The organism is Rhizobium sp. 42MFCr.1 (genome assembly GCF_000377185.1).
Lineage (GTDB): Bacteria > Pseudomonadota > Alphaproteobacteria > Rhizobiales > Rhizobiaceae > Rhizobium > Rhizobium altiplani.
On record NZ_KB897818.1, the window covers coordinates 303,234 to 317,439 of the forward strand.

Annotated in this window: 14 protein-coding genes and 1 tRNA gene; 6 read left to right on the top strand and 9 right to left on the bottom strand. The window is 58.6% G+C overall.

What is annotated here, in order from left to right:
• Positions 1–46: 46 nt before the first annotated feature.
• Complete coding sequence (locus C934_RS0101505; protein WP_083929807.1) at positions 47–1,624, bottom strand: carboxylesterase family protein; 1,578 nt, start codon at positions 1,622–1,624, stop codon at positions 47–49.
• A gap of 153 nt (positions 1,625–1,777) precedes the next feature.
• Positions 1,778–1,930 carry a hypothetical protein gene (locus tag C934_RS34505; protein WP_018854948.1) on the bottom strand — a complete coding sequence of 51 codons (153 nt, stop codon included), beginning with the start codon at positions 1,928–1,930 and terminating at the stop codon, positions 1,778–1,780.
• A 250-nt stretch (positions 1,931–2,180) separates the two neighbouring features.
• Between C934_RS34505 and C934_RS31530 the strand changes: the two genes are divergently transcribed.
• Complete coding sequence (locus tag C934_RS31530) at positions 2,181–4,499, top strand: PAS domain-containing sensor histidine kinase (protein ID WP_018854949.1); 2,319 nt, start codon at positions 2,181–2,183, stop codon at positions 4,497–4,499.
• Between the two features lie 23 nt (positions 4,500–4,522).
• Here the strand turns inward: C934_RS31530 and C934_RS0101520 are convergent, their stop codons facing one another.
• Together C934_RS0101520 and C934_RS0101530 are read right to left on the bottom strand one after the other, a co-directional pair.
• Positions 4,523–4,888: a response regulator transcription factor gene (locus tag C934_RS0101520; RefSeq protein WP_018854950.1), complete on the bottom strand. Its 366-nt coding sequence runs from the start codon at positions 4,886–4,888 to the stop codon at positions 4,523–4,525.
• Between the two features lie 917 nt (positions 4,889–5,805).
• Positions 5,806–5,890, bottom strand: a tRNA-Leu gene (locus C934_RS0101530).
• A gap of 171 nt (positions 5,891–6,061) precedes the next feature.
• Here C934_RS0101530 and lipB point away from each other — a divergent pair.
• On the top strand, positions 6,062–6,781 hold the full coding sequence (gene lipB, locus C934_RS0101535) for a lipoyl(octanoyl) transferase LipB (protein WP_026371487.1): 720 nt from the start codon (positions 6,062–6,064) through the stop codon (positions 6,779–6,781).
• A gap of 45 nt (positions 6,782–6,826) precedes the next feature.
• Here lipB and C934_RS0101540 read toward each other — a convergent pair whose 3' ends face one another.
• Both C934_RS0101540 and C934_RS0101545 read right to left on the bottom strand, forming a co-directional pair.
• Positions 6,827–7,198: a hypothetical protein gene (locus C934_RS0101540; RefSeq protein WP_018854953.1), complete on the bottom strand. Its 372-nt coding sequence runs from the start codon at positions 7,196–7,198 to the stop codon at positions 6,827–6,829.
• A 247-nt stretch (positions 7,199–7,445) separates the two neighbouring features.
• Complete coding sequence (locus C934_RS0101545; protein WP_026371488.1) at positions 7,446–7,940, bottom strand: peptide deformylase; 495 nt, start codon at positions 7,938–7,940, stop codon at positions 7,446–7,448.
• A gap of 167 nt (positions 7,941–8,107) precedes the next feature.
• Here C934_RS0101545 and mgtE point away from each other — a divergent pair, with 167 nt between their 5' ends.
• Together mgtE and C934_RS0101555 are read left to right on the top strand one after the other, a co-directional pair.
• Positions 8,108–9,520: a magnesium transporter gene (mgtE, locus tag C934_RS0101550; protein ID WP_018854955.1), complete on the top strand. Its 1,413-nt coding sequence runs from the start codon at positions 8,108–8,110 to the stop codon at positions 9,518–9,520.
• Between the two features lie 77 nt (positions 9,521–9,597).
• Complete coding sequence (locus C934_RS0101555) at positions 9,598–9,990, top strand: MerR family transcriptional regulator (protein WP_016554043.1); 393 nt, start codon at positions 9,598–9,600, stop codon at positions 9,988–9,990.
• Here the strand turns inward: C934_RS0101555 and C934_RS0101560 are convergent, their stop codons facing one another.
• A complete protein-coding gene (locus C934_RS0101560; protein ID WP_018854956.1) occupies positions 9,991–10,977 on the bottom strand; it encodes a heparan-alpha-glucosaminide N-acetyltransferase in 987 nt (328 codons plus the stop codon). It lies immediately after the preceding gene.
• Positions 10,978–11,742, bottom strand: coding sequence for a DUF599 domain-containing protein (locus tag C934_RS0101565; protein ID WP_026371489.1), 765 nt, complete (start codon positions 11,740–11,742; stop codon positions 10,978–10,980). It abuts the gene before it with no gap.
• 185 nt (positions 11,743–11,927) lie between these two features.
• On the opposite strand from C934_RS0101565, the gene C934_RS0101570 reads away from it, so the two are divergent.
• Both C934_RS0101570 and C934_RS0101575 read left to right on the top strand, forming a co-directional pair.
• Positions 11,928–13,334: an L-serine ammonia-lyase gene (locus C934_RS0101570; RefSeq protein ID WP_018854958.1), complete on the top strand. Its 1,407-nt coding sequence runs from the start codon at positions 11,928–11,930 to the stop codon at positions 13,332–13,334.
• 59 nt (positions 13,335–13,393) lie between these two features.
• Positions 13,394–13,831: a DUF1489 family protein gene (locus tag C934_RS0101575; protein WP_016554039.1), complete on the top strand. Its 438-nt coding sequence runs from the start codon at positions 13,394–13,396 to the stop codon at positions 13,829–13,831.
• A gap of 5 nt (positions 13,832–13,836) precedes the next feature.
• On the opposite strand, the gene C934_RS0101580 is transcribed toward C934_RS0101575, so the two are convergent.
• Complete coding sequence (locus C934_RS0101580) at positions 13,837–14,115, bottom strand: hypothetical protein (protein WP_018854959.1); 279 nt, start codon at positions 14,113–14,115, stop codon at positions 13,837–13,839.
• Between the last annotated feature and the right edge of the window lie 91 nt (positions 14,116–14,206).

Consider the following 14,206-nt stretch of genomic DNA (forward strand, 5'->3'; position numbering starts at 1 on the left):
GAATAGCATTTTGAGTAGGCGTTTCGTGCATTTAGGCGCCGCAGCCTCAGTTCTGCTCGTTCCAATATCTTTGCCAGAGGTCGAGCCTGGGCTTCAGCGGATCGGGCCCTACGATCGCGCCGTCGTTGGTGAAGTTGATGAGTTTATCGGTATTGGGGTCGTAGATGGGCCAATATGGCCGTGAGCCACCATTGGGATCGCCCTTTCTTGCAAAATCGACCCAATAGCCACTCGCAAGTGCGGCCATGGCCCAGTCGGCAGGCGTAACCTTGTCTTTCACCAATGCGGCTGGGATGTCGAACATATACGGAGTCTCAAAGCCGTGCGGAGTGCCTTTCCATTTCGGATCATCGCGCAGCGCCTCGGCGACATAGGAGAAGCGATACCACCAGGTCGGCTGACCTGCTCGGATCATCTCGTCAGCGAGATGGCGAGACGGCTCGACAATCGTCTTGTCTGCGAAAAGCTGCTGTCTGAGCTCTTCGAGCGTCTCTCGGTTCCCGGGATCATAAAGCGCGCGAGCCTCTGCCGCAGCCTTCCCGAATATCTGGAACAGGTCGTCTTTCGTCGCGGCCTGGCCGATACCAAGATCACGACTATTCGCTCCGACAATGACGGGCACTGGCGCTTGACGTCCTGCTGCGAAGGCCGCCTCGGGCGTTTCGAGCAAAAACTGTCCATCAAGGATAGGTCCTGAAATGCCGATGACCGGCTTGCTTGTCGACATTCCCGCCAGCGCCTCTGGTGCCGATGCACCCTCGGTCAGCTTTTCAGCAGGTAGCGCCCGGAGCGCTGCGAGAGCGCCGGAATCGGTGCCAGTGATTCCGAGAGAGTCGGCAAAGTCCAACGCGGCTTTCTCCCCTTGCTTCAGCGATGACAGCGGCAAGCTTTGGGCACGCGCCGTGGGAGCGCCCGGCGACTGCAAAATGGCTGCCTGGAAGAGCCCTCGCGACAAAGGCGACACCATGTGAGCCATCACCGAGCCGCCGCCTGCTGACTCTCCGAATATGGTCACCCTCTTCGGATCGCCGCCGAAGGCCTTGATGTTCTGTTGCACCCATTTCAATGCTGCAAGCTGGTCCATGTAACCATAGTTACCGACCGGTTCATCAGGAGATTCCTCTGTGAGCCCAGGATGAGCGAAGAAACCCAACCGTCCTAGGCGGTAGTTCATGCTGACGAACACAACTCTCTGCGCGGCGAGCTGGTCGCCGGGATACTGAAGGGTATTCCCGTGTACAAGAGCGCCGCCGTGTATCCAAACCATAACCGGAAGCGGTGTCCTGGAACGTTTGACTGGTGTCCAGATGTTGAGAGTCAAACAGTCTTCGGACTTTGGCAAATCATCGGCCTGCACGCATGAAGGACCGAAACTCCGCGCTTCCCTGACGCCATTCCATTTCGACACCGGCGTTGGATTGCGCCATCGCAGATTACCAACAGGCGGAGCGGCGTAGGGTATGCCTTTGAAGCTAATGACCGTGCCTATCGTCTCACCTCGCAGCATTCCGCTGTCGATTTGAACGGTATCGTCTGCAGCATCAGTTCTTGGTGCAAAGATCATCTGACACGTTGCGACCGCCAAAACGAGCACGAATTTGCTACTGCGGTCTACGGGCACCATCCCCTCCAATCACCAGATTCTGACAGTCTGCAGGTAAAAATACTCCCCTCTGGCGACATCAAAAAGCGTTCATCCGCTCACGACAAATGCTGTGCGTAACGCACCCATTCGCGTGCGTCGTGTCTGCGTGCATCTGATCGCGGACGCTTCACCTCAAACATGATGCTTGAAATATTGCACCTTGCGCTCGTGCTTCTCAGCCGCTTCGCGTGATTTGAACGTGCCGAGATTTTTGCGCTTGTGGGTCTTTGGATCGACCTTGCGTGAATAGAGCCGATACTCGCCGGATTTCAGCCTACGGATCACCACAGCCTCCTTCGTGGTAGTCCGTAAATTCCAAAAAGACTTGAAGGTTCCCGTTTGCTGCGGTGGCATGAGATGTCCCGCTTGCCGGCGTAACTCACACGTTGGGCGGGTGCGCGCGACCAGCGGCAACAGGAGATTACTCTTTTCTTCAAACACTCGTGATCGGAACGCCACTCGGTTGGACTGAACCCTAAAGCGGGCGTAAAAAGCTGTGCGAGCAACTACAGTGCCGCTCAGGGGAGAGCAAACCATGGCGCCGGGCCTTGCTACAGCTGTTAATTCGCCCATGGGAGCCGCCAAGACCGTCGAGAAACTGTCAGGCAATGGCTGGGCTATGGATGCCAGCGGGAGGTGGACCTATCTGTCCCATGATCTGCAGCTCGCGCTAGCGAAGAGCCCGGAAGACCTGAATGCGTGGTGGAGTGAGGGAGAGGGGGCCTGGAAGCAACTGGTTCACCCCGACGACTACGAACGTGTTGCCGGGGAGTGGCGGCATTGCCTTCGGTCAGGGTATCCGTTCGACAGTGAATTTCGCATCAGACGCAGGACCGGCTTTGGTTGGGTACGAAGCTCCGGTCGATCCATCCTGGACGACTCTGGCGACATCGTCGGCTGGTACGGGACCTCGCTCGATATCGATAGCGACCGAAAAACTGTCGACGCCTTGCATGACCGGGAGCTCGAACTCTCGCTGTTGGTGGATTCCGTACCGAGCCATCTTTGGCGGCTGACGCCCGAGGGAGAACCGAGCTTCTTCAACAAGAGAATGATCGACTATCTCGGCCGGGACGTCAGCGATATCCAGATACCTGGCCTCAGCCGACTGGACGCCATGATCGAGATGGCAATTCATCCGGAAGATGCGGAAGAGTTCGGTGGCGCGCTCAATCAGAGCCTGGTAACGGGCGAGAGCTTCTTCATGAGATATCGCCTGCGTCGCCATGACGGCGTTTACAGGTGGATGTCCAGCCGTGCGGAATCGGTGCGAGACCACGATGGCCGCATCGTCCAATGGTACGGCCTCTGTCACGATGTCAACGATCAGGTCGCCACTGAGGAGGCGCTCAGGCGAAGCGAATGGCACCTGCAACGCTTGATCGATGCCTTGCCGGTCCACATCTGCAGTTGGACAGCCGCGGGAGAGCTTTCCTACGTAAGCAAGCGCTTTCTCGAAGAAGCCGGATTGTCGAAGGCGAGCTTTTCGGAGTTCGCGAAGGCCGCGCTGGACTTGATCCATCCGGACGACGTCGCGCAGGTTCGAGGTCAGGCTCTCCAATGCATTCAGAAGGGCGACGCATTCTCAATGAGATATCGCCGACGACGGAAAGACGGAACTTTTCGTTGGACGGCCGACAGGTTCGAGCCCCTGCGCGGTACTAACGGCACTATTGTTGAATGGTATGGCCTTTCAGTTGATGTCGATGAGGAGATGCGGATTCAACAGTCGCTGCGGGAGAGCGAGCACTCTCTTCATCAGCTGGTGGAGACACTGCCGGCACTCATCTACTGCCTGGCCCCTGATGGCAGGCCGATCTATCGCAGCCAGAAGCTGAGCGAATATCTGGGCTTCAGGATTGAGGAAGATGCAGAAACCGGTAAGAGCCTCCACGCCACCTTGGAAGCGATCATCCATCCCGAGGACCTCCCCGCCGTTAAGAGAAAATACAGCCAGTCGCTGCCGACAGGAAAGCCGTACGCGATGAGGCACCGAATGCGGCGGTTCGACGGAGAATATCGCTGGATGGAGACCCGGGCACTGGCGATGTACAATGCGGAAGGTGAAATCGTTCAATGGAACGGCGTGTGCCTCGACATCGACGATTGGCTTCGTGCGCAGGAGGAACTGCGACTAGCCCAGAGGAACCTTGCCAGGGCCAGCCAGGCGGCGAGCCTGGCTGAGCTCACCGCATCGATCGCGCACGAGATAGGTCAACCGCTCGCGGCGATGATCTCCAGTTCCGACGCGTGCCAGCGGTGGCTGAACGCAGAACCGCCGAATATGGAGCGAGCCCAGAAAGCGCTGGATCGTGTTGTGAGAAGTGCGAATACCGCGACGGACGTCGTGAACCGCATTCGGGCGCTTTTCAAGCATTCCGACGACTCACGTCGTGTCAACGCATTTGGTAACGTGGTTACCGAAGCGCGCGACTTGATGGCAGAAGAGGCACTGAGACGAGGCGTCCGGATAAACTCGCGTATCGACAGCGATCTTCCGCCGCTGTTCTTCGATCACATTCAAATCCAGCAGGTCCTCGTCAATCTTATCCGGAATGCGATGGAAGCAATGGATGCGGCTCCAGATCGCCGCCTCCTGCAGCTGCGCGTGCGCCGTGATGAAGACTGGGTTCACACGGAGATCGCCGACAATGGTCCGGGCATCGACAATCCTGACCGCATTTTCGAGCCGTTTTTTACGACAAAGGGGCAGGGGATGGGCATGGGGCTGGCGATCTGCAGGTCGATTCTCGAATCCCATGGCGGGAGAATCTGGGTCGAGAAAAATGATCCGAATGGCGCAAAATTCGTCTTCTCGCTACCGGTGAAAGCCGAGGCGGCCCGGGCATCATAGCCTTCCCAATGGGTTCCGATCGGTCAGACCGTGACCGCGGCTTCGATGGCTGAGCGGAGTTCGCCACCGGCAAATGGTTTGAAAATACAGAGACCGGTGCGTTTTGCTTCTTTGATAAGCGCATCCTGAGCGTGACCGGTCATGAACACAACAGGTATGGTGATGTTCCGCCGTCGTAGCTCATTGCTGAGGTCGATCCCACTCATGCCAGGCATCGAAATATCGAGGACAAGACACTTCGTATCCGGGATTCGAGGGAACGCGAGGAACTCGGCGGCCGACGCGAATGTCACCACGGAATAGCCAGACACCTCCAGCAGATCGAGCAGCGATTCCCTCACTGCTTCGTCATCATCTATGATCGCAATTAGCGTCGGATGCATATTCATCGTTTTCTCATCAGCGCAAACCTGGTCATTGTTCGCCGGGGCAGTCTTCCTTGCGGCTGCCTATGTCGTTTTGTCGAAGGATGAATGAGAACGTGGCGCCCCCAATCCGGCGTGACGTAGTGCGCCCGCTCAACCGGTCTGCGGCGCGGGGTGATCCGCTCGAGAACTGGTGCTCCCTAAATGGCGGCCCGTCGGGGTTTGGTGCGACCACGAGAGCCGAAGCACCATTCACGGCGCTCGCCCGGCGGCAAACGCGTTGGCTATCTACCCGCAGCAGGTCAACGAGGACGTCAATCGATCCTAAATGCGAGCAGGCTGAATCTCTGATTCTATCCAGGTCCAGCTGAACAGGATCGTTGTTTCGGTCAGAGGTCATTTGTGTTGTGGATGACATAGCTTCTCACGCTCTCGATTAGGTCGTATCATGAGCCTGAGGATACAACTCCCGTAAGGTTATGCGGACAGCGCGAAGGCAAAGAGCCTTTTGGCAACCCTGTTTGAAAGCACGTGCTTTTTCCGGACTTAGATTACGCCGATAGGTAGGCGCTCGCATCCCCAACACAAGTATATCTTGAGGGTCTGGTGCGTTCGGCCGTGACGATCGTATCGCGCCATGAGTGCGCTCTTTTGCGCGATCTTTTGATGATCCCGCGAATCGCCGAGGACATGTCGTCAGCAGGGCGGCTGCTCGCCCGAATCAAGTAGGGGAATGCCAGAACCGGCAGTCGCTGCAAAGATGGGAGCCGAGCTTGCCACAGCAGGGGCAACAGCCGATATCGACTGACTCCGTTGGAAACAGAGCCTCGGGCCTGCCGGGAGCATCGTCGCAAATCTATGCAAAGATTGTGAGGAGTTTTAAACGCTGGGCCGCAAACGCGCCTCAGCAGGTTCAATGTTATCAATCCCATTGGATTGAATGGTGCGGTCGAGAAGACTCGAACTTCCACGGGTTGCCCCACAGCGACCTCAACGCTGCGCGTCTACCAATTCCGCCACGACCGCATCGTGGTAGGTGCCGATTTGTGCCGGCGGGGCAGCATGTAGCAAAAGCATTTCCGGTACACAAGGGCGATATGACAGATTTTTTCAAAAGAAATCACAGCATTTGAATCGTCCTCGAAACGGGACCATATAGGCCTTCGCAGCGCTGCCTCCGCAGCCGCAGCACAAGGAATGGCCATGCTACGCACAGATCTTGAATTCTCCATGATGCCCCGAGAAGGCTCGCGGCCGGTCCGATGGCGGATCGCCGACGGCCTCGTGCCCTATGAGGAGGCTGTGGAAAACATGGAGCGCGAGGTCGCGGCGATCGCAGACGGCGGCGACGAGCTCGTCTGGCTCGTGGAGCACCCGCCTCTCTACACGGCGGGAACGAGCGCAGATGCCAAAGACCTGGTCCAGCCCGACCGGTTCCCTGTCTTCGCAACAGGACGCGGCGGCGAATATACCTATCACGGGCCGGGCCAGCGTGTTGCTTACGTGATGCTGGACCTGAAGCGCAGGCGTCAGGACGTGCGTGCCTTTGTTGCCGCGCTCGAGGAAGTGGTCATTCGCACGCTTGATTCGATGAACGTCCGCGGCGAACGGCGGGAGGACCGCGTCGGTGTCTGGGTTCGCAGGCCTGACAAGGCGGCTCTACCCGACGGCACGATGGCAGAAGACAAGATTGCGGCACTGGGGATCCGGCTGCGGAAATGGGTGACCTTTCATGGACTGTCGCTGAACGTCGAACCCGATCTCGATCACTTCAGCGGAATCGTTCCATGCGGGATTTCCGCCCATGGCGTCACGAGTCTGGTCGACCTCGGCCTACCGGTCATGATGACTGATGTCGACATCCGGCTTCGACAGGCATTCGAATCGGTTTTTGGTGAAACAGTCACCGAGGGGTGACGCAATGAAGAAAGGGCCGGATGACCGGCCCTCGGCAATCGATTGCTATTTGTCGCCGATGTCGCGGCAGGCATCGGTATGTGACGCTCCGCTATCGCCGCCAGCCGTATGCACCCCGGAGTTCGTCCTCATGTAGTCGCAGTCGGGCAGGCGCCGGACGCTTCCCGTTGTCATCCTGTCGACGGGAGCCGACATCCGGGCTGGCGCAAATCCGTCGCTGTCATTCGTGTAGTCGTTGGAATATTCCGGTGCCTTGCGATTGGCGTAGTGAATTGGCTTTTTCGCCGTCATCTGGACGGGCGCAAACCCGTCGCTGTCGTTGCTGTAGTCGTTCGAGTACTGTTGGGCAAAGGCTGCACTTCCTAGGCCGAGGCTAAGGGCAAGAACGGAAGCGGCGGCCGCAAATCTGAAACGCATGGGATAACTCCTCAATTCATCGTTGCATTGACAACGACACCAAACCCTCGGCAGGAGTTAGTTCGCGCTCAAATTGCGGCAAGAATGCGGGCAAAAAATCACGCGAACGGTGCCGTTTTATCAAATGAAATCACAGATCAGCGACCGAAATTGACCGTTTCGTGATGGAACATTCTCTCTCATTCGGAAAGCGCGCGCTACCGTGTTTACACAACCAGATGAAGATTAATTGTGCACTCAGCCGGGGCTACTTTCGTAACTTCTCCCACCGTTTGACCAGCCGCTCGCGCTTGAGCCTGGAAAGGCGCTGTATCCAAAAGATGCCGTCGAGCTGGTCAATTTCGTGCTGGATGCAGACGGCGAGGAAGCCCTCCGCTTCCTCCTCGTGAACGACGCCCGTCAGATCACGGTATCGAACACGAATTGCCTTTGGCCGGACGACCTCATCAGTCATACCGGGCATGGAGACGCTCCCTTCAACATGGCGAATCGTGTCGTCTGACACTGACACAATCTCCGGATTGACGTAGTGGCGCACGCCTTCGTTTCGGCCAAGCTCAATGACGGCCACCCGCAGAAAGACGCCGATGTGCGCAGCAGTGATACCGACGCCTGGCGCCGCCCGCATCGTATCCAGCAAATCGTCCGCGAGGTCGCGCAGCCTCTGGTCAAAGATTTCGACGGGTTCGCAAACGGTTTTCAGGCCAATGTCGGGAAAGCGCAATATGGGTCGGACAGCCACTGGCAAAATTCCTGTTTTGAGATGCGCGGAAACTATCGCTGCGCACGCGCATTGTCATCCACGCGAGGCGTTTGCGGCTGGACGGACTTCAAGCTTTGAGCTAGCACGAAGCTATATAATTCGGCGCTTAGTCATTGAACTTCAAACGGGATGCGAGGGCGGCAACCATGACGAACGACGCAGAAGAGCTCGTCCGCCCGCGTCCAGACAGCGGCGACGCCGACATCTATGATGAAAATGGCAACGTCCGGGGCGATTTCCTGGCGCTGGTCGGCGCCGCGATTGCCGATCGCGACACGATCTTCTTGCGCCAGCACGTCGCCCGCCTGCATGAATCCGAAATAGGCGACCTTCTCGAATCGCTGCAGCCGGACCAGCGGCTCGCGCTTGTTCGCCTTCTCGGCGACGAATTCGACATGACGGCGCTGACCGAGGTCGATGAAACGATTCGCCGCGAGATCGTCGACCAGATGCCGAACGAGCAGATCGCCGCAGCGATTGGTGAACTCGATTCGGACGATGCCGTTTACATTCTCGAGGACCTCGACACTGAGGATCGCGAAGAAATCCTCGCGCAGCTGCCGTTTACCGAACGTGTGAGGCTGCGGCGCGCGCTCGACTATCCGGAAAGCTCGGCCGGCCGTCGTATGCAGACGGAGTTCGTCGCGGTCCCGCCGTTCTGGACGGTCGGGCAAACGATCGACTACATGCGCGACGAGGAAGACCTGCCATACTCGTTCTCGCAGATCTTTGTCATCGACCCGACATTCAAGCTATTGGGCGCCGTCGATCTGGACAAGATCCTGCGGACAAAGCGGCAAACCAAGATCGAATCCATCATGCGGGAGACGAATCATCCGATCCCTGCGGAGATGGACCAGGAAGAGGCCGCCCAGCTTTTCGAACAATACGACCTTCTCTCCGCCGCCGTCGTCGACGAGAACGACAGGCTGGTCGGTGTGCTCACGATCGACGACGTGGTCGACGTCATTCACGAGGAAGCCGACGAAGACATCAAGCGTCTGGGCGGTGTCGGCGACGAAGAGCTGTCGGACAATGTTTTCTCAACCGTCCGCTCTCGCTTTCTCTGGCTCGTGATCAACCTCGGAACGGCCTTGCTGTCTGCAAGCGTCATCGGGTTGTTCGACGAATCGATCGAGAAGATGATTGCGCTTGCGGTGCTGATGCCGATCGTGGCCTCCATGGGCGGCAATGCGGGCACGCAGACGATGACGGTTACCGTCCGCGCGTTGGCGACCGGCGACATTGATATCTACAACGCCGGGCGCATCATCCGCAGGGAGGCGGGGGTCGGCGTCGCCAATGGCGCGCTGTTCTCCGTCATCATGGGGGCCATCGCTGCCACCTGGTTTCACGACTATCAGCTGGGCTTCGTGATCGGCGCCGCGATGATCATCAATCTTTTTGCGGCAGCCCTTGCCGGAATTCTGCTACCGTTGCTCCTGCATAAGGTCGGAGCCGACCCAGCCATTGCGTCGTCAGTTTTTGTCACGACCGTAACCGATTGTACGGGCTTTTTTGCCTTTCTCGGTATCGCTACATGGTGGTTCGGAATTTAGCCGGCTCGAATTTCCGCGCAGAAATTGACTATTACGTAAAAGTCAATATTATTGGCACCCTTAATGGTGGGGAGCCTATGCCGGTCAGCAAGTACTATAGCATAACCGAATTGACGCGCGAGTTTGGAGTGTCGACGCGTACATTGAGGTTCTACGAAGACGAAGGGTTGATCCATCCCGAACGCCGTGGACGCACGCGGTTGTTCCGTCCGGCAGACCGCCGCCTAATCCAGGAAATCCTGCGAGGCCGACGTATCGGCTTCACCATTGCGGAAATCCGCGAGATCATCCAGGTCTACAAGGAGCCGCCTGGCGAGTTGGGCCAGCTGAAGCTCCTGATGAAGCGCGTCGATGAGAAGCGCGAAGACCTGCGCCAGAAGCGCAAGGACATCGACGACACCCTGGCCGAGCTCGACAATATCGAAGAGGCATGCCTCGGTCGTCTGGCCGATATCGGCGTCGGCACCTGACTATTGCGCGTTGGCGCTGCACTCGCTCGCCAACGCCATGATCCGCCCGTCATCCGGCTTGACGGCGCCAGACTGGAATTCCGTGAAGAGCTTTTGTGTCTGCAGCGCATCGAGGGTGCACTGGCAGAAGCTGCGGCATAGCGCTTCACCTTCCTGCATCATGCAGGAGGCATTGCATTGCCTCAGGTAGGTTTCGACCGGGTCCGGCTTAGCGGGCGGAATGATCACGGAAAGTCCGTAGGCAACTGCAATCAGCACCGGCTGATGAATGAGGTAAAAGGCGAGGCTATGACGCCCCGCCCTTGCCGGCAGGCTTGAGCCCGTGCCAAGCTTTGCAAGCCTCTCGGGAAGCCCCGTCCTCATGGCAAGCAGAGCTGTCGTCATGCCAAGCAGGAAGGGCACCGCCCAAGGAAAGATCGGGACATAGTCGTTCGACCGTTGCGGCATCTCTGCCAGGCCGATCCATGCGAGGTAACGCGGATTGAAGATCTGCGAGCGCAACAGGTTGGGCGCGACCCACGTATCCACGACCCATGCCGCGGTAACAGCAGCGGTTGCGGCGATGGTGACAGGCAAGGGCAGACGCAGGAAGGCAAGGCCCAGGAGGCTGAGGACCGCGATGCAATGGAGAATGCCGAAGAATATCCATTCGCCGGGGAAAACAAAGCGCGTCACCACTGAGATCGCAAGCGCCGCGGCAGTGATCATCGCAAACCGCTTCCAGAACGGGCGCCAGCGGATCTCCGGCGTGTTTGCGAGGACCAGGCTGACGCCGACAATGAAAAGGAAGGTCGATGCGATGGCGCGGGCATAGAGCTTCAGCCAGCCGGTTTCTGCCGTGCCTGGGGCGAGGTAGCCCATGAACTCCATATCCCAGGTGAAATGATAGGTCGCCATCGCCAGCAGGGCGACACCGCGCGCTGTGTCCAGCAAGCCAATGCGAGGCGGCTTAACGCTCGCATGTGTTTCCGTCGCTAGAGCGGTCATTCACAATCCCTCGGATGAGTCATTGCCATCGTTCGACGGCTTGGCGCGGGAAATAGGAGAACGGTGGAGATTTGATGGCGGTTGAGCGTCCATGATCGCCAGCCGCGCCTCGGAGAAGAACTGCCGCCTCGTCAGAACGACGATCACGATCGTCGTCGTGAGCATGAAAACATAGGGATTGATGAACCAACCGAGATAACCGATCGAGAGGAAGATGGCGCGCAGCCCCTCGTTGAAATGACCCGCGGCAATGATGTTCATGCGGATGACGCGTTCCGCCGCCCGCTCGGCGGCAATCACATCGTGTTCGCTGTCGCGCATCATCGGGATTGAGCCGAAGAGGATGGTGCAGTAGTTGAAGAGGCGATACGACCAGCCGAATTTGAAAAAGGCGTATCCGAAAAGCGCCGCGAGGCCGCCGACCTTCATTTCAAAGACGGCATGCCCGCTATGAAAGACGAAGGGCAGGTCAGCGAAGACGGCGTCGACTTTCTCCGTTGCCCCCAACAGAGCAAAGCAGCTGCCGATGGCGAAAATCGACGTCGAGGCGAAGAATGCGGTGCCATTCTGCAGGCCGGCCATGATCTGGGTGTCGATCATCTTCAAATCGCGGCGCAGCGAATTGTAGATCCACTCGCGCCGGCGTTCCCGCATGGCGTGGGTGAGGCTGGTTCGGCCGAAGAAACTCGAGCTTTGCAGCAGGCGCGCATAGCCGAACCAGATCACTGCAAAGAACACCAGTGCAATGTAATCCCCTGTCGTCATCATTATATTGAATCAGGCTCCCGTCGCCGCGTCACTCTACAGATGCGGTGGCACGCCGCAATGACTAGCAAGTCGCAGCGCTTCGTTTTACAGATGTCGCACGCGTGAAATGCCATGTCGGTCCATCGCCGGGATCGTGGGAGCCGGTAGCGTAGGTTTGCGCAGCAACTATACAGGACGCAGTCATGTTCCTTTCCGTTTTCGACGTCTTCAAGATCGGTGTCGGGCCCTCCAGTTCGCACACGATGGGTCCGATGACTGCAGCCAATCGATTCCTCGATCTGATCCTGTCAAACGACTGGCCGCGCCCGACCTCTGGCGCCCAGGTCGCGTCCATAAAGGTCAGCCTGCACGGCTCACTGGCGCATACAGGGATCGGGCACGGGACCGGCAGGGCCGTCGTCCTCGGCCTGATGGGCGAGCAGCCCGACAGCGTAGATCCAGACAAGATGGACGGGATCATCAGCCAGGTGGAGCGCTCCGGCCGTATCTCGCCGCCGGGGCATCCGAGTTATGGTTTCCAGCCGAAGACCGATCTGATCTTCGACAAGAAGCAGCCGTTGCCGGGCCACGCCAACGGTATGTCGCTTTCCGCCTTCGACAAGGACGGGCGGATGCTGGTCAAGCGCATCTACTATTCAGTCGGCGGCGGCTTCGTCGTGACCGACACCGAGCTCGAGCAGATGCGTGCAAAGAAGAAGACTCCGTCCGATTCGCTCAAGGTTCCCTATCCTTTCTCCTCGGCCAAGCAGATGCTCGACATGGCCGCGCGCTCCGGCCTCTCGATCGCGCAGATGAAGCGTGCCAATGAGGAAACGCAGCGTAGCCGCGAGGAACTGGACGCCGGTCTTGATCGCATCTGGGAAGCAATGCGCTCGTGTATCGAACGCGGGCTCAAGGTCGATGGCATCATGCCGGGCGGGCTGAATGTTCGCCGCCGCGCCCGCGCGATTCACGACAAGCTGCAGGAGGAATGGCGCAGCAACCGCATCAACCCGCTGCTCGCGAACGACTGGCTGAGCGTCTACGCCATGGCCGTCAACGAGGAAAATGCTGCTGGTGGTCGCGTCGTGACCGCTCCGACGAACGGTGCCGCGGGCGTTATCCCGGCGACGATCCGCTATTATGAGCATTTCCACGACGATTGGGACCAGAACGGCATCCGCGATTATCTTCTGACCGCTGCTGCGGTCGGTGGGATCATCAAGCACAACGCCTCGATTTCCGGCGCAGAGGTCGGCTGTCAGGGTGAGGTGGGCTCCGCAGCCGCCATGGCGGCTGCCGGCCTTGCCGCGGTCATGGGCGGGACGCCAGAGCAGATCGAGAACGCCGCCGAAATCGCGCTGGAACACCATCTTGGGATGAGCTGTGATCCAGTCGCGGGTCTCGTGCAGGTTCCCTGCATCGAACGAAATGCCCTCGGCGCGGTCAAGGCAGTTACGGCTGCCTCACTGGCCATCAAGGGCGATGGCAGACACTTCGTTCCGCTCGACGCCTGCATCGAAACCATGCGGCAGACCGGCAACGACATGAGCGAGAAGTACAAGGAGACTTCTACCGGCGGCCTTGCCGTCAACGTCGTGGAATGCTGACTTTGTGAACATGCGACTTGCCGCTTGACGCTGCCCGATAAAAGGATTTGAACGGCGGCATGGCATTGCATCTCATTAAACTGTGTGTGGGCGCGGATTCGATCGACGATCTGCGTGAGTGGGTCGCCGAGCGGTCTCTCAGGGCGATTGCGGCCGGGCTAGAGCCTCATTCCGTGCATACGACGAGGATGGTCCCGAAACGGGTCGAAGAGTTGCTTGACGGCGGTTCGCTCTACTGGGTGATCAAGGGGCAGGTGCAGGCGCGCCAGAAGCTGCTCGATATCCAGACCTTTACCGATGGCGAGGGAATCTCACGTTGCCATCTGGTGCTGGGGCCCGAGGTGATCGAAACGGCAGTCCAGCCGAAGCGTGCGTTCCAGGGCTGGCGCTACTATCCGCAAGATGATGTGCCGCGCGATCTGAATAGCCTTGGAGAAGGAATTGCGGAAATGCCCGCGGACCTTCGCCGCGAGCTTTCCGAACTCGGCCTGCTCTGACTAGCTTAGCGCAGGCGCAACGTTACCGGTGCCCGACCTTCCGGGCAGGAGACGTGAAGGTGGATACTGGTTTCCGCCTGTGAGCAACGCCAGGCCCGCGCGCCGTGGCACAGTAGCAGATTGATCAGGTCCTTGGTCTTTGCCGATTTCGGCTTCTGCCGCTGCAATCCTACCTCTGCCAGTCGCAAAGCCGCTTCATGTAGCGGGTGCAAACCGGCTCGCGGATTTTTGCCGGTCACCCGACCATGTGGCGGAAATTCCGGAACATTCTCGTTGATCGCCATTCTCATCCCCGTACGCATTACAAACCGAGTCTCAGAACTCCGTCGGATCAAACACACGATCACGACGTCTGTGACATGCCGCCCGGTCTAG